Origin of the sequence: Thiococcus pfennigii (assembly GCF_016583835.1) — a bacterium.
Classification (GTDB): domain Bacteria; phylum Pseudomonadota; class Gammaproteobacteria; order Chromatiales; family Chromatiaceae; genus Thiococcus; species Thiococcus pfennigii.
Genome location: NZ_NRRW01000042.1, coordinates 15,031 through 30,044 on the forward strand (window position 1 = coordinate 15,031; position 15,014 = coordinate 30,044).

Consider the following 15,014-nt stretch of genomic DNA (forward strand, 5'->3'; position numbering starts at 1 on the left):
GCTTTTGTGCTACGCTTCGTAGGCACATCAATACGAGGCACCCGATGGAAACGCTCGATGTCTTCTCCGTTCGGGATCTGCGTACCCGCTCGGGCGATCTGCTGAGGGACGCCGAACTCGGACAGCTCGCGCTCATCACGAAACATGGCCGCCCGGCGATCCTCGCCGTGCCGTTCGACCGACGGTTGCTCGACCAAGGCGTGCATCGCACCTTGGCACTGACCCTGTTCGAGAACCGCCAACTGACGCTCGCCCAGGCCGCAAAGGTGGCGGGGCTCTCGCTGGATGGGTTCATCGATCTGCTGGGATCGCTCGGCGTGGCGGCCGTGGATTATCCGGCCGAGGAGTTGGCGGATGAGTTGGACGCCGCCTCGTGAGGGCGGCTTGACGCGCGGATCGCGATGAACAGGGTCGTCGTCGCGGACGCCGGGCCACTGATCGCCCTGGCCCGGATCGAGCGCCTGTCGCTGCTGTTCGAGCTCTACGGATCCGTGGTGGTTCCCGAGGCCGTGCTTGCCGAGCTGTGCGTGGGTTCCGATCGACCCGGGGCGCGAGTCTTGGCGGCGGCACTCGCCAAGGCTGTCATCGAGCCGCGGGCGCTTCCTCCCGGCTGCGAGGCGGACTTGGCCCGTTTGAGTCTGTCGCTCGATGCCGGGGAGTCAGCGGCCATCGTGCTCGCTCGGGAGATGCGATGTCGCTTCCTGCTGATCGATGAGCGCCGAGGGCGACAGATTGCCCGGCGCCTGGGAATTCCCATCGCCGGATTGGCCGGCGTGCTGCTGGCCGCCAAGCAGCGCGGTCGGCTGGCGTCTGTCGGGTCGGTGTTGTCCGCCCTTGCGCGGCAAGGCTACCGGCTCTCCGACGCGCTGGTCGCTGAGGTCTTGCGCCTGGCCGGGGAGCCGCATCGACCGGGCCAATGAGGCGCCTGGCGCGCGCGGCCGGGTCAACGCGCACAGATGCCGAGCAGGTTCCTGACGGGTTTCCAAGGCTCCAGGGTCACCGGGTCCCGACCGGGGCCGCGATCGAAGAAGAAGCCGGTCGAGGATCCGCCGTCGAGGTTGATCGCACGATCGACCCGCCAGGGCGTCAGGGCACCCGGGGAGGCGAGGCCTTCGCCAAGCTCGGCGAGGGTGAGACTACTCGCGGTCGCACCGATGACCCAGTGTCCGCGCCAATCCGTGGCGATGAAGGTGCGGCGTCTCGGATCGGTGGCGGACAGGCCCCTCACCGGGCGTCCGTGTTCCACGAGAAAGGGGCCGGTCTGAAGCAGGGCGCGGATCTGCGGGTGATCTTGGAAGCGGCCCCGCCGCACCAGGTAGATGCCGCGGTCGTCGCTGTAGATCAGGCCGCTCAGGATCTTCGCGGTCTCGAAACGATGGATCCGCTGTCCTTTGGAGATCACCAGCCCCAACGGCTGCCAATCCGGATGGAAGAAGCCGCCGTTGACCCCGGCAACGCAGCCCTCGGCGCGAAAGGCCGCCTCCAGCGTCGGGTGAGCCGGTTCCGGGCGCTCCCCCAGATCGATCACCTCCAGGCGGAACGCCCGCGAGGTGAAGAAGGCGAGGTGAGCGGTGACCCGTTTGCCATCCGACGGGCGCACCGCGGTGCGTTTGGAGTAGGCGAGGTCGGCGCTGATGTCCTGTCGCTCCGACTCCCCGGCCGGGATCCAGTCGACGGCGAGCGCGCTGGAGACGGACAACAGGAGGCACCAGAGCAACAGGACTCGGGATGTGTGAGCAGGGCCGAAAGACCTGCGCGTGCGCCACTGTGAGTTCATGGCCCGACCCCTTTCCCCTGTAAGTGTCAGAGTAACCTTCATGGACCCTAACCTCAGAACACTCTCGCAAGCGCCTAGAAATAGATGGAATTCTGACCCGGCTACTTGGTACTTCGATCTCTTGACCAATCGCCTCACCAGCGCCATGCCAAGTCTCGCGGCGACGCCCGTACATCCCTGGACTGCACTCAAGCAGGAAATCAAACGCTTTTACGGCGACATCGAATCGCCCCGGCACGCCTTCAGCATGGAGCCGCTCGATTGGGGAGGACGATTGCTTGAGCGACAGGTAACGGAGACCCTGTGCAACTATCTCGATCCCAGAGCCGAATCGAGTACAAACGACCGATGCACGGTCTTCGTGAAAACGCTCTTCGACCTGATTGGAGCCAACCCAAGCAACGCCACCAGCGCGGATTGCCTGCAAATCATTGCGGAACATCCTATCACCTTCCGAAAGAAACCGCGGCGCATCGATTTGCTGATCGAAATGGTGCGACACGGAACGCGAGAGGCAGCGGTCTTGGAGTTCAAATTCGAACATCGCGCAACAGAGGGTCAACTCGACGACATCGAATCATGGACAAAGGAGAATTACGATGCCTACTCATTGTTCTTCATCGCTCCCGACCCCATCAGGCACCGAAATATCCGGGCCGAGTATTGCAAGTGGAAAGTGCTGTCGTGGCACACGTTGCTGCGTCGCCTGGAGGTAAACATGCAGGCCACCCCCGCAAAAATCGATGACGAGCAGTACCGATTCTTCCGCCGAACCATGTTTCGACGCGCCACAGGAGTCTAGACGATGAAGATCGTGATTGCCGAAAGCGTCAAGAGTTATTGTGCTTCCCGTGGGGTTCGCACCGCAATCGATACCCTTTCCGAACAGAGCAAAGGCTACCTGCCGGATCATCTGGAGTGGGATGAACTTCGCTCTTACTACCAGAGCGTACTCGCTGCAGCAACAATCCACACCGATTTTGCCATCTTCTACCTTGATATCTGGAATGCGATCTGGAAGCCGGCACTGGAAGCCTGCAGCGTGACCGAGCCATGGACCATTGACGAGATGCAGGAGGCAGATAACGCTCCCTCTCTCGAGACCCTATGGTACTCTGGCCTGTACCGGACGCATTACCATCCCAACGACGAAAACACCTCGATTGACACCCACGTCGAAATCGACGTAGTCAAGAATCAACTTGTCATTTACATCAGCCTGGCGTCCTGGAATGCAGAGGGCAATCCCAAAGAGATCGCCCTGCCGGCGGAATGGGAACAGTCAGAATCAGAATTCGACGGTTGGTACAAAACCAAGAAGGATGCCTTTCCGGCCATCGACCCCAATGCAACCACCGAAATCGACTGCACCCGAATGCAGAAAACGGCAGAAGAAGCCTTGCGTCAGATTATAGGAAGCTGAGCTAGGCCCATCGCACAGCCCTACAAATAAATGCCTTACAGTGCGCAACAATCACAGATCATGCAAGGCATTGATCGGGAAGCTATATAGCCACCATTAATGCGATTGCCCTGGGGTCTGAACCCTCTCCCTTCCATCTGAAGGATGCGCGAGGGGTGAGCTCAATTGCTAACGTACCGGCCACCCCCGCCGCACACGCATCCATATCGATTGCATGCCGCGCCGGCCTTGCTCATAACTCCGGCCACCGAACGAATCTTTCGCCCGCAAGACCACTACAAACAACTGATATTACGTGGTTTTTTCGGCCGACCCTATGTCATGAAGGGTGTCTCGGTCGAAATTGCGAACAAGGCGTGACCCTCTGTTCCAAGGAGAAGATCATGCCCATGAACCATTCAGCCCTATATCACGCGTGATCCCGCGATTTGCGGTGGCGAGCCCGTCGTAACCGGGACCCGCGTCACGGTGAGAACGGTCCTGGCCAGTTTGGCGAAAGGCATCGACACCGAGGAGCTCTTGCAGGATTTCCCGACTCTCAGCCGTGACTCGATCCGCGCCGTCATCGCCTTTGCCGCCCTCTCCGCAGAGGAGGGTCTGCCGCCCGCGGGACTACCGGCGGTGGCCGGAGGATCAAGCTCGATGAAAACCTGCCGACGCGACTGATCGGCATCCTGGAGCGTTATGGGCACCAGGCCGACACAGTCCCCGATGAGCCCTTGACCGGGCACACGGATGATCGGATCTGGCGAGCCGCCCGCGAGGAACAGCGGCTTCTTCCATCCGATCACCGCCCAGGGCGTCCGGAGCGAGCCCCACCTGCGCGGGGCGGCGCAGCTCGCGCCGCCCCGCGCTCGGCCTCCGGGCGCCTACCGTCTACAGGTCGAACCGGTCCAGGCCCATCACCTTGGCCCAGGCGGCGACGAAGTCCTGCACGAACAGCTCCTCCGCGTCGGCGGCCGCATAGGCCTCGGCGACTGCGCGCAGCTCGGCGTTGGAGCCGAAGATCAGGTCGACCGGGGTGGCCGTCCACTTCGGCTCCCCGGTGGCGCGGTCACGACCCTCGTAGACGCCCTCCTCGTCCGACTTCGCCCAGACCGTCGACATGTCGAGCAGGTTGACGAAGAAGTCGTTGGTCAACGTGCCGGGCTGGTCGGTGAGGACCCCGTGCTTCAGGCCGCCGGTGTTGGCGTCGAGCGCCCGCAGGCCGCCGACCAGCGCCGTCATCTCAGGCACCGTCAAGGTCAGCAGGTCGGCCTTGTCCACCAGGCTCTCGGCCGGGGGCAGATACGCCTCGTCGCTGTAGTAGTTGCGAAAGCCGTCCGCCTTGGGCTCCAGCACGGCGAAGGCCTCGACGTCGGTCTGCTCGGCGGTCGCGTCGGCGCGACCCGGCGTGAAGGGCACCGTCACCTCGTGGCCCGCATCCTTCGCGGCCTTCTCGATCGCCGCAGCGCCGCCGAGCACGATCAGGTCCGCGAGCGACACCTGTCTCTCGCTGCCGGCGTTGAAGCCCTGCTGGATCTCCTCGAGGGTGGCGAGGACCCTGGCCAGCTCCTCCGGATCGTTCACCGGCCAGTCCTTCTGCGGCGCGAGCCGCAGCCGCGCGCCGTTCGCCCCGCCGCGCATGTCGCTACCGCGGTAACTGGCGGCGGCCGCCCAGGCGGTGCGCACCAGTTCCGACACCGTCAGGCCGGAGTCGAGGACCTCGGCCTCGAGGGCGCGGATGTCATCTTCGTTGACGAGCGGCTGGTCGACGACGGGGATCGGGTCCTGCCAGAGCAGCGCCTCCTCGGGCACCTCGCCGCCCAGGTAGCGGGCCGTCGGCCCCATGTCGCGATGGGTGAGCTTGAACCAGGCCTTGGCGAAGGCCAGCTCCAACTCGGCCGGGTTCGCCAGGAAGCGCTCCGAGATCTCCCGATACTTGGGGTCTTCCTTCAGCGACAGGTCGGTCGTCAGCATGATCGGCGCGTGACGCAGCCCCGCGACATGGGCGTCAGGCACCGTGCCCCCGGCCTGACCGTCCTTCGGCACCCACTGGATGGCGCCGGCCGGGCTGCGCGTCTGCTCCCACTCGAAGTTGAGCAGGTTTTGCAGGTACATCATCGTCCAGCTCGTCGGGGCCGCGGTCCAGGCGCCCTCCAGGCCGCTCGTGACCGTGTCTTCCGCGTTGCCCTTGCCGCACGTGCTCACCCAGCCGAGCCCCTGCTCCGCGATGTCAGCGCCGGCCGGCTCGGGCCCCACGCAGTCGGCGGGGGCGTGCGCCCCGTGGACCTTGCCGAAGGTGTGGCCGCCGGCGATCAGGGCGACGGTCTCCTCGTCGTTCATGGCCATCTGGCCGAAGCTGGTGCGGATATGCTCGGCGGCGGCAAGGGGGTCGCCGCTGCCGTTCGGGCCTTCCGGGTTCACGTAGATGAGCCCCATCGTCGTGGCGGCCAGCGGATTCTCCAGCTGACCGTCGCCGTGGAACCGGTCGCTGCCCATCATGTCCGCCTCCGGCCCCCAGTAGACGAGATCCGGCTCCCAGTCGTCCTCCCGGCCGTAGGCGAAGCCGAAGGTCTTGAAGCCCATGTCCTCCATCGCGACCGTGCCCGCGAGGACGATCAGGTCGGCCCAGGAGATGCTACGGCCGTACTTCTGCTTGATCGGCCACAGCAGGCGCCGCGCCTTGTCGAGGTTGGCGTTGTCGGGCCAGCTGTTCAGCGGGTCGAAACGCTGCTGACCGCCCCCGGCCCCGCCGCGGCCGTCGGCGATGCGATAGGTGCCGGCGGCGTGCCAGGACATGCGGATGAACAGGGGTCCGTAGTGGCCCCAGTCGGCTGGCCACCAGGCCTGCGACTCGGTCATCAGCTTGCGGAGATCCGCCTTCAGGGCCGCGTGGTCGAGGCTCGCGAAGGCCGCCGCGTAGTCGAAGTCCGCGCCGTAGGGGTTGGACCTCGGGTCGTGATCGCGCAGCGGTGACAGGTCGAGCATATCCGGCCACCAGAACTGGTTCGGCCGCGCCTGCCCCATGGTCTCGGCGGAACCCGCCGGACCGGCCGCCATGGCGGCGATCGCCACCGCGGCAAGGAACGGTGTCGTTTTGCCAACTCTCGGCATCATGCCCTCCTCGTGTAGGGATTATCGGTGCGAGACCAATCTATCATCGTCTCCGCCGCATTGAACACGAGGACTCCATCGTATTTTTCGATTGTCGCCATCAGGCGTGACGATGGCCGACACCCCATCGTCTCACCGATCCTGCCCTGGCGATCTGGCACGATCCGTAAGAGCCGATCAGGTCGCGCGCAGCGGCGCAGATCGCCCGCAAGCGGGCTCCTACCCCGCGCGGGCGGCAGGCCGCGGCGTGCGGTCTCGGGAATTTCGCAGGCTTGCACCCGTAGGGCTGGCAACCCAATCGGACGGATGAAGGCGACAACCACCTGATCGAGCTCGCCATCGCCGCCCATGCCGAGGCGATCGTGACCCACGACGTCCGAGATCTCCGGCTGGGCGAACCGCGCCTCGGTGACCTTCGGATCTGCACGCCGGCCGAGGTCGCTGTCGGGCTACGGCGCGTGCCAGCCTGTTCTTGTCGGCGACCGCCTTGCCAGTGCGCCTAGCCCGACCTTCGGGCCGTGCCGATGTTCGCCGGGGGCCGTAGGTCGGGTTAGCCCCTCAGGGCGTAACCCGACGGCCAGCGACGCGGCGCCCCACGTGGTCGCTGTCGGGTTACGGCGCACGCCAGCCTGTTCTTGTCGGCGGCCGCCTTGCCAGCGCGCCTCACCCGCCCGACGGGATCGCACCGCGACCGAGATTAGGCCGCCCACCGCTCGGAGAGCACCTCCGCCTGCTGCAAGACCGTCTGCACCGCCGCGTCCTGGAGGTCGGGCGGGTAGCCGTACTTGCGCAGGATGCGCTTGACGAGGACGCGGATCCGCGCCCGCGCGGGCTCGCGGTGCGCCCAGTCGATGCTGACGTTCTGCCGCAGGCTGTTCAGGAGCTCTTGGGCGATGACGCGGAGCTGATTTTGCAGCGGGCACTGTCTGAAGTGACCGGCCGTCTCTGTTCAGGAGCTCCTGGGCGATGACGCGGAGCTGATCGTCGCCCATGACCTCGACCGCGCTCTGGTTCTCGGCGAGCGCGTCGTAGAAGGCGATCTCGTCCTGCGTGAGTCCCTGCTCTTCGCCGCGCTGCCGGGCGGCGCGGATGTCCTTGGCCAGATCGATCAGCTCCTGGATGACCTGGGCCGTGGTGATGGCGTTGTTGTGGTAGCGGGCGATCGCGGCCTCGAGGCGCTCGGAGAAGGCCCGCGTCTGCACGACGTTGGCCTTGCCGTGGGAGCGGATCTCGCCGTTCAGGAGCTTGCGCAGGGCCTCCATCGCGAGGTTCTTCTTCTCCATCCCCTGGACCTCGGCGAGGAACTCGTCGGAGAGGATCGAGATGTCCGGCGATTGCAGGCCGGCGGCGGCGAGGATGTCGACGATCTCGGTCGAGATCACGGCGCGGCTGACGATCTGCTGGATGGCCAGCTCCCGCTCCTGGCCCGTCTGTCCGGCCCCGGGGGCGCTCTTGACGAGGGCCGCGCGCACGGTCTGGAAGAAGCCGACCTCGTCGCGGATCGCCCGCGCCTGGTCGCTGGCGGCGGCCAGCGCGAAGGCCTTCGACAGGGCCAGCACCGCATCGGCGAAGCGGCGGTGCGCGCGCCTCTTGCCCTCTTCGGTGGCCTCCCGCGCCGCGGCCTGCTGCTGCGTCTCGAGGACCCACTCGATGGCCGCGGCGAGGACGCCGAGCCGCTCCTGAGGCGTCCCGGTCAGGCCGCGCAGGTAGTCGAAGCCGTGGAACAGGTCGCGGACGATCTCGACCTTTTCGATGAGGACGGCGACGGCCTCGGCCTCGTCGATCCCGGCCTGGCGGCGGTCGCTGTCGGAATACTGGCTGAGCGCGGCCTTGAGGTTCTGGGCGATGCCGATGTAGTCGACGACGAGCCCCGCGGGCTTGTCGCGGAAGACCCGGTTGACGCGGGCGATGGCCTGCATCAGGCCGTGGCCCTGCATCGGCTTGTCGATGTACATGGTGTGCATGCAGGGGGCATCGAAGCCGGTCAGCCACATGTCGCGCACGATGACGAGCCTGAGCGGATCGGCGGGGTCGCGCGCCCGCTTGGCCATCAGGTCGCGGCGGGCTTGCCCGCCCAGATGCCGCTGCCATGCCGGGGGATCGGCGGCCGCGCCCGTCATCACGATCTTGATGGTGCCGCACTCGTCATCGTCGCTGTGCCAGTCCGGGCGGAGCCGGACGATCTCGTCGTAGAGCGCCACGCAGATGCGCCGGCTCAGGCAGACGATCATCGCCTTGCCGTCCATCGCCTGCACCCGGTCTTCGTAGTGCTGCACCAGATCGGCGGCGACCCGCGCGAGGCGGCTCGGCGCGCCGACCACGGCCTCGATGCTCGCCCATTTGCGCTTGAGGCGCTCCTGCTCGGAGAGGGCCTCGTCCTCGGTCAGCTCGGCGATCTCGTCGTCGATCATCGGACGCATCGCCTCGTCGAGCTCGATGCGGGCCAGGCGGCTCTCGTAGTAGATCGGCACCGTCGCCCCGTCCTCGACGGCGCGGTTGATGTCGTAGATGTCGATGTACTCGCCGAAGACGGCGGGCGTATTGACGTCCTCCTGCTCGATCGGCGTACCGGTGAAGCCGATGAAGGAGGCGTTCGGCAGGGCATCGCGCAGGTGCTTGGCGAAGCCGTAGGCCATCTCGCCGGTCTGGCGCTCGACCCTGGCCTTGAAGCCGTACTGGCTGCGGTGCGCCTCGTCGGCGATCACGACGACGTTGCGCCGCTCGGTCAGCACCGGATAGTCGCGCTCACCCTTCGCGGGCGCGAACTTCTGGATGGTCGTGAAGATCACCCCGCCGGACGGCCGGCGCAGCATCCGCTGCAACGCCTCGCGGCTGTCGGCCTGCTGCGGGGCCTGGCGCAACAGGTCCTGGCACTGGCCGAAGGTACCGAAGAGCTGGTCGTCGAGGTCGTTGCGGTCGGTGATGACGACGATGGTCGGGTTGGCCAGGGCGGGCTCCGCGATGATGCGCCCGGCATAGAAGGCCATCAGCAGGCTCTTGCCCGAGCCCTGGGTGTGCCAGATGACGCCGATGCGCCGATCGCCGTCGGGCCGCGCGGCGGCGATGGTCTGCGCGACCGCGTGGCGCACGGCGTGGAACTGGTGATACCCGGCGATGATCTTGACGAGGCCCGCGCCGCCGTTGGCGAAGACCGTGAAATCGCGCAGCAGCGACAGAAAGCGCGCCCGCTCGAAGACCCCTTCGAGCAGCGTCCCGAGCTCCGGCGCGCCCTTCGGGGCGATCGCTCGGCCGTCGACCGTGCGCCAAGGCATGAAGCGCTCGCGGTCGGCGGTCAGCGAGCCGAGGCGCGCCTGGAGGCCGTCGGAGGTCACCAGCACGGCATTGGTGCGAAAGAGCGCCGGGATCTGATCCTTGTAGGTCTGGAGCTGGTTGAACGCCCCCTCGATGGTCGCGTGCTCGGCGCCTGGGTTCTTCAGCTCCAGGACGCCGAGCGGCAGGCCGTTGACGAAGACCACCAGGTCCGGGCGGCGGTGGCCCTGGTACTCGATGACGGTGAACTGATTGACCGCGAGCCAATCGTTGTTCCCGGGCTCATCGAAGTCGATCAGCCGGGCCTTGTCGCCACCGATGCTGCCATCGGCGCGCGGGACCTCGACGTCCACGCCCTCGACGAGCAGCCGGTGCAGGCGCCGGTTCTCCTCGACGAGCGAGGGCGTCGCCGTCTGCTGGACCTGCTTCACCACCTCCTCCAGGGCCTCGGGCGGCAGGTGCGGGTTGAGCCGGGCCAGCGCCGCGCGCAGGCGCGCCACCAGCACCACATCGCCGTAGCTCGCCCGCTCGGGCGCCCGCCCTTCCGGGCCGATATCGGGGCCGTGCAGGACGGCATAGCCGAGCCCCTCCAGCCAGGACAAGGCGGCCTGCTCGACGTGGGACTCGGTCACAGCGGCCATCGATCGCTCCATTCAATGGTTGTCGTGCATCGATGCGCGGCCAGGGCCTTTGTCGATCATCAAACGCGATCCATGATCGACAAGACGGCTTGTCGTGCACCTGTGATCATCAAGCTCGTCGGTCGTAGGTCGGGTTAGCCCCTCAGGGCGTAACCCGACGGCCAGCCACGCGGCACCCACGGAGGCCGCTGTCGGGTTACGGCGCGCACAACCCCTTCTTTCGCATAAAAGGCCGTGCCCGCGCGCCTAACCCGACCTACCGCCGACGGTATCGGTGTCCTGGTCCTCCTCGACCCGGATTTCCCGCGGGCTGCGTAGGGCCGTAGGTCGGGTTAGCCCCTTAGGGCGTAACCCGACGGCCAGCCACGCGACGCCCACGGAGGCCGCTGTCGGGTTACGGCGCGCACAGCCCCTTCTTCCTCATAGAAGCCCGTGCCAGCGCGCCTAACCCGACCTACGCGAGCTGCGTATCTCCCATCGTTGGCCAACCGAATATCGGTCGCCCACCAGCGATAGTCGTAGGTCGGGATAGCGCAGCGTAACCCAATACGCCGAAGGCGCGACCCGTCCAAACGCCACCCGACCGCCCAGCTCACTCGCACCCGATCCCATCGAGATCGCGATCGGTACAGGTCCAATCCGGCTCATAGATGCCTGCCCGCACAGCACGCGCGAAGCTCGAATAGGGCCAGGTCGCGGGCGAGGCGGCGTAACCGTGCTTGACCGGATTGTAATGCACGTAATCGAAGTGGCGCTGGAAGTCCCGCTCATCGCGAATCGTGTGCTCCCAATAACGGCGCTGCCAGAGACCTCGCTCGCCCCGCGCCCGGCGGGTGGCGTCCGAGGCCTCCGGCACAGGGGCCGGCCAATGCTTGGTGCACCAGGTCTTGATCAGACGCCAACGACCCGCGTAGTCGCCGTCGTTCTCGGGCAAGGTCCAGATGCAGTGCAGGTGATCGGGCAGGACCACGATCGCTTCGATTCGAAACGGGTGCTTCTGCCGGATTTCGCGAAACGCCGCCCGCAGGCAATCGATGCCCCCGGGCACCGTGAGGATCGGTCGGCGCTGCTCGGTCACCTGCGTGAAGAAATAGGTGCCTCCGGCGACGACGGCACGGCGATATCGCATGCTCGGTTCCCTCCCGCTGACGCCGCGCCGGGTTACGCTGCGCTAACCCGACGCGGCCGTGCCGATATGCGCCGGGGCCGTAGGTCGGGTTAGCCCCGCGGGGCGTAACCCGACGGCCGGCGACGCGGCACCCACTGAGCCCGATGTCGGGTTACGGCGCGCACAACCCCTTCTTTCTCATAGAAGGCCGGGCCGGCGCGCCTAACCCGACCTACCGCCGACGGCATCGGTGTCCTGGTCCTCCTCGACCCGGATTTCCCGCGGGCTGCGTAGCTCCCATCGTTGGCCAACCGGATACAGGTCGCCCACCAGCGATGGTCGTAGGTCGGGTTAGCCCCGCAAGGCGTAACCCGACGGCCAGCCACGCGGCGCCCACTGAGGCCGCTGTCGGGTTACGGCGCGTACAACCCCTTCTTTCGCATAAAAGGCCGTGCCCGCGCGCCTAACCCGACTACCGCCGACGGCATCGGTGTCCTGGTCCTCCTCGACCCGGATTTCCCGCGGGCTGCGTAGCTCCCATCGTTGGCCAACCGGATACAGGTCGCCCACCAGCGATGGTCGTAGGTCGGGTTAGCCCCGCGGGGCGTAACCCGACAGCCGGCAACGCGGCACCCACCGAGGCCCGATGTCGGGTTACGGCGCGTACAACCCCTTCTTTCGCATAAAAGGCCGTGCCCGCGCGCCTAACCCGACCTACCGCCGACGGCATCGGTATCCTGGTCCTCCTCGACCCGGATTTCCCGCGGGCTGCGTAGCTCCCATCGTTGGCCAACCGGATACAGGTCGCCCACCAGCGAGAGGACCAGCTTCTCCTGGAAGGCGCGGATCACCTGCGGATAGACGGCCTGCTCGAAGTGCACGCGGACGCGCCTCGGCTTGTCGCCGAGCAGGATCCGCAGGGTGGCGCTGCCGTCGAACTGCTCGACCGGACGATCCAGTGCGATCACGAAGCCGGTCAGGCGCTCATCCGTGTGCGGTTCGGATCGGCGGAAGACGCTGGCCGCCTCCCGCAGGACCTCCGCGACCTCGCGGCGGAACTGGAAGCGTTGATTGCGCCGGCCGGCCGGGCGGGTGCGTGCCCAGGTCAGGCCGATCTCGATGCCGCGGGCGGCCTCGGCGAGCCGCGCGACCGCCTCGCACAGGTTCGCGCTCACGCCCTCGGCCACGGCCGCGTCGAACGGATCGAAGGCATTGTCGGCGACGGCCGAGTCGGCGGCGCGCCTCGCCGCCGCGAGGGCATCGGCGAGGCGCAGCGTCACCATCCGCGAAAAGGGCTCGTCCCCGAGCTCGAGCCGTTGCTGGCCGCCGAGCCTTGGCTGAACCGGCGAGAAGATGGTCAGGACATAGCTGCCGCGCTCGCTGGGGCCGAGCCGCACCGACTTGAGATAGTCCGTCGCCTCGGTCACCTTGCGCAGGTGGTAATTACGCCGCGTGTCCACGGCCGCGCAGGCAGCGGACAGCATCAGATTCTCGGCCTCGCGATAGAGCGTCACGCCATCCTCGATCGCGATGGCGCCGTCGGCGTCCTCGCCGGGTGCACGCAGGCGCACGACATCGAAGCCCGACGTCGTGATGTCGCTGTAGACGGCGAGCGCCGAGCGCTGCTCCCGCTCGGCGAGGGTCTGCACCGCCTCCGCCATGCGCGACGCGTAGTCGCCGAGGTCGTCGCGCGTCGGCACCAGGATCTCCACCGGCTCGGCCGCTGCGCCACCCGGCACATAGACCAGCGCCTTGTCGCCGATGCGCTCGGTCAGGTGCCACCCCTGGGCGTCGAGATACGCCTTGAGATCGGCCCAAGGGAGTCGGCGCAGCGCGGTTTGGTCGGTCAGCTCAAGTCTCATCGATCGGCCCCTGGCCGACCCCGCGCATCAATGCCTGCAATGCGGCCGGGCCGAAACGTTGCTCACGAGGAAGGTGGACCGTGACGGTCGTCGTATTCTCCCGCTCGGGCGCCCGCCCTTCCGGGGCGATATCGGGGCCGTGCAGGACGGCATAGCCGAGCCCCTCCAGCCAGGACAAGGCGGCCTGCTCGACGTGGGACTCGGTCACAGCGGCCATCGATCGCTCCGTTCAATATTTGACAAAACAGCCGGAGATCCCAATACTCACCACCGTACTCATCTGCCAGGCGCAGAAGGAGCATCCGGCCCCGTGCAGCGGCGACGCTGCGCGGGGCTAGCCGTTTCTAGGGTTGCGTGTCCAGTACTCCGCGTGCTCCCGGCGGAAATCCTCGGCCCGATGGCGTTTCACCCAGTACGCCGTCTTCAGCAGATAGAAGCCCGGCCGTTCTTCGAGCACGACAGCGAAGCTTTCAGCCTCGATCCAGATCACTACCCGCACCGCCCGTCCTCGTTGGTTCCGCCACCAGCGCACACCCTCTGCCTCCGCGTTGCTGATCAGCCAGGCGACCCAGCCGACACGCTCGCATCGACGCAGATCGGGCGTGCGCTCGTCCTCTGTCGACCCTTCCGAGATCAGGTGCCAGAAGCCGAACCCTTTGCCTCTGGTAGCGGGCCTGTACTGACACTTGACGATGCGGCCCGCAAAGCTCACCGGCTTGCGCACCAATGAGTCCAAATAGACCTCATAGATGCGATCTTCGTAGGTCGGCCAGTCGCCGGAGAAGACCTCCAGAGGCGGCGGCTGGCTCACGGACCGCGGGCCTCCCACCGCAGCACGTTGAACTTCCGCTCTGATGGCAACGTGCTACGCGTCAGGGTGTGACCGGACAGCGCCATGATTTCGCGGACCAGCGTCAGCTTCGCCGTGCTGTCGTCGAGCCCCCGGTTCGCGTACCCGACCGCTCCGATGAGCAAATCCGCTAACTGCTGCTGTTCTATCTCGTGGGAGCGTACCTGCTGAATGACTCGGATCATCCTCCGGTCGAAATCGTAGTTCGCGTTGCAGAGCACCTCGCTGAGTTTTTCGACCTTTTGCTGGCCGCGGGTATCCTTGATGTCCAGATAGATCCGAAAGGTATCGCCCTGCCGCAAGATTTCTCTCAGAACCAGGAAGAACATCTTGTAGTAGAAGAGATCGTGATCCTGGTTCGGAAAATCGCCATGTCGAAGCAATGACTTGTCGGGCACCACGACGGCGCGGAAGTGCAGGCGCTGGTCACCGAAGAACAGATGAACCAGCGAACGATAAAAGTCCAATTGCCCTGGAGAGACCTTCGTCCATTTCACCTCGAAGCCAGGTGGCAGACCATGCCGCACCTTCAATTCGCGAATGTGCCGTCGTATCGACTTGCGTTGATCCGACGGGCACCAGAGCGCACCCAAAGTCATGACGGAGATCTCGTCTCGCTCGAGATGGCCGGACTCGTCGCAGTAGACGCTGTATTCACTCATCAGAGCGCGGCCTCCGCGGTCTTCTCTGCCTCGCGCAGACGGATCTCGCCGGACATCAGCTTGGGGAGGAGGAGGTCGCGGGTTCGGGCGAGGGTGCGGCCTCGACATGATGTCGCACGCTGTTGCGACCTGGCAAGAAGAGGCTCGCGCAGAGACGCAGAGGCGCAAAGTGAAGAAAGAGCATTGATCGATGTCACCAGTGCGCTTCTCCTCTTCTTCTCTGCGCCTTTGCGCCTCTGCGCGAGATATCTTTTCGCGGCCACGCCTTCGCCATTCTTACAGCCCGTTGACGCAGCGGACGATTCCGTTTTTCATGAGCGCGGCG

At 66.1% G+C, this 15,014-nt stretch carries 12 protein-coding genes and 3 pseudogenes; 7 read left to right on the top strand and 8 right to left on the bottom strand.

What is annotated here, in order from left to right:
* Positions 1-44 precede the first annotated feature (44 nt).
* Positions 45-377 carry a DUF7317 family protein gene (locus tag CKO41_RS13090; RefSeq protein WP_200250224.1) on the top strand — a complete coding sequence of 111 codons (333 nt, stop codon included), beginning with the start codon at positions 45-47 and terminating at the stop codon, positions 375-377.
* Positions 378-401: 24 nt separating this feature from the next.
* The gene (locus tag CKO41_RS13095; RefSeq protein ID WP_200250225.1) at positions 402-920 is read left to right on the top strand and encodes a PIN domain-containing protein; all 519 of its coding nucleotides are present in this window, start codon (positions 402-404) and stop codon (positions 918-920) included.
* Positions 921-943: 23 nt separating this feature from the next.
* On the opposite strand, the gene CKO41_RS13100 is transcribed toward CKO41_RS13095, so the two are convergent.
* Positions 944-1,699 (bottom strand): phosphodiester glycosidase family protein, encoded by a 756-nt coding sequence (locus CKO41_RS13100; RefSeq protein ID WP_242464314.1) that lies wholly within the window; start codon positions 1,697-1,699, stop codon positions 944-946.
* Positions 1,700-1,898: 199 nt separating this feature from the next.
* Between CKO41_RS13100 and CKO41_RS13105 the strand changes: the two genes are divergently transcribed.
* The 4 genes and pseudogenes from CKO41_RS13105 to CKO41_RS19155 form a co-directional block, all read left to right on the top strand.
* The gene (locus tag CKO41_RS13105; protein WP_200382607.1) at positions 1,899-2,579 is read left to right on the top strand and encodes a hypothetical protein; all 681 of its coding nucleotides are present in this window, start codon (positions 1,899-1,901) and stop codon (positions 2,577-2,579) included.
* A gap of 3 nt (positions 2,580-2,582) precedes the next feature.
* On the top strand, positions 2,583-3,200 hold the full coding sequence (locus CKO41_RS13110) for a hypothetical protein (RefSeq protein WP_200250228.1): 618 nt from the start codon (positions 2,583-2,585) through the stop codon (positions 3,198-3,200).
* A 408-nt stretch (positions 3,201-3,608) separates the two neighbouring features.
* Positions 3,609-3,866: a DUF433 domain-containing protein gene (locus CKO41_RS13115; protein WP_338115585.1), complete on the top strand. Its 258-nt coding sequence runs from the start codon at positions 3,609-3,611 to the stop codon at positions 3,864-3,866.
* A pseudogene (locus tag CKO41_RS19155) lies at positions 3,833-3,967 on the top strand (DUF5615 family PIN-like protein); the annotation flags it as partial. The gene CKO41_RS13115 and the pseudogene CKO41_RS19155, both read left to right, overlap by 34 nt.
* Positions 3,968-4,076: 109 nt before the next feature.
* On the opposite strand, the gene katG reads toward CKO41_RS19155, so the two are convergent.
* A complete protein-coding gene (katG, locus tag CKO41_RS13125; RefSeq protein WP_200382621.1) occupies positions 4,077-6,242 on the bottom strand; it encodes a catalase/peroxidase HPI in 2,166 nt (721 codons plus the stop codon).
* A 356-nt stretch (positions 6,243-6,598) separates the two neighbouring features.
* On the opposite strand from katG, the pseudogene CKO41_RS19160 reads away from it, so the two are divergent.
* Positions 6,599-6,799, top strand: a pseudogene (locus CKO41_RS19160) (hypothetical protein); the annotation flags it as partial.
* A gap of 194 nt (positions 6,800-6,993) precedes the next feature.
* Here the strand turns inward: CKO41_RS19160 and CKO41_RS18715 are convergent.
* The 6 genes and pseudogenes from CKO41_RS18715 to CKO41_RS13155 form a co-directional block, all read right to left on the bottom strand.
* A pseudogene (locus CKO41_RS18715) lies at positions 6,994-10,207 on the bottom strand (type I restriction endonuclease subunit R).
* A 592-nt stretch (positions 10,208-10,799) separates the two neighbouring features.
* A complete protein-coding gene (locus CKO41_RS13135) occupies positions 10,800-11,336 on the bottom strand; it encodes an REP-associated tyrosine transposase (protein ID WP_200382609.1) in 537 nt (178 codons plus the stop codon).
* Between the two features lie 683 nt (positions 11,337-12,019).
* Entirely contained in the window at positions 12,020-13,177 is a 1,158-nt protein-coding gene (locus CKO41_RS13140; RefSeq protein ID WP_200382611.1) for a hypothetical protein, read from the bottom strand.
* Positions 13,167-13,394 (bottom strand): hypothetical protein, encoded by a 228-nt coding sequence (locus tag CKO41_RS13145; RefSeq protein WP_200382613.1) that lies wholly within the window; start codon positions 13,392-13,394, stop codon positions 13,167-13,169. The genes CKO41_RS13140 and CKO41_RS13145 overlap by 11 nt, the downstream gene beginning before the upstream one ends.
* A 117-nt stretch (positions 13,395-13,511) precedes the next feature.
* Positions 13,512-13,988 (bottom strand): hypothetical protein, encoded by a 477-nt coding sequence (locus CKO41_RS13150; protein WP_200382615.1) that lies wholly within the window; start codon positions 13,986-13,988, stop codon positions 13,512-13,514.
* Complete coding sequence (locus CKO41_RS13155) at positions 13,985-14,689, bottom strand: DUF3800 domain-containing protein (RefSeq protein ID WP_200382617.1); 705 nt, start codon at positions 14,687-14,689, stop codon at positions 13,985-13,987. Before CKO41_RS13155 ends, CKO41_RS13150 begins: the two co-directional genes overlap by 4 nt.
* Between the last annotated feature and the right edge of the window lie 325 nt (positions 14,690-15,014).

Excerpts from the sequence above, each read along its gene's own strand:
- CKO41_RS13090 (WP_200250224.1), top strand. The coding sequence starts at position 45 with ATGGAAACGCTCGATGTCTTCTCCGTTCGGGATCTGCGTACCCGCTCG.
- CKO41_RS13095 (WP_200250225.1), top strand. The coding sequence starts at position 402 with ATGAACAGGGTCGTCGTCGCGGACGCCGGGCCACTGATCGCCCTGGCC.
- CKO41_RS13110 (WP_200250228.1), top strand. The coding sequence starts at position 2,583 with ATGAAGATCGTGATTGCCGAAAGCGTCAAGAGTTATTGTGCTTCCCGT.
- katG (WP_200382621.1), bottom strand. The coding sequence starts at position 6,242 with ATGGCGGCCGGTCCGGCGGGTTCCGCCGAGACCATGGGGCAGGCGCGG.
- CKO41_RS13135 (WP_200382609.1), bottom strand. The coding sequence starts at position 11,336 with ATGCGATATCGCCGTGCCGTCGTCGCCGGAGGCACCTATTTCTTCACG.
- CKO41_RS13140 (WP_200382611.1), bottom strand. The coding sequence starts at position 13,177 with ATGAGACTTGAGCTGACCGACCAAACCGCGCTGCGCCGACTCCCTTGG.
- CKO41_RS13145 (WP_200382613.1), bottom strand. The coding sequence starts at position 13,394 with ATGGCCGCTGTGACCGAGTCCCACGTCGAGCAGGCCGCCTTGTCCTGG.
- CKO41_RS13155 (WP_200382617.1), bottom strand. The coding sequence starts at position 14,689 with ATGAGTGAATACAGCGTCTACTGCGACGAGTCCGGCCATCTCGAGCGA.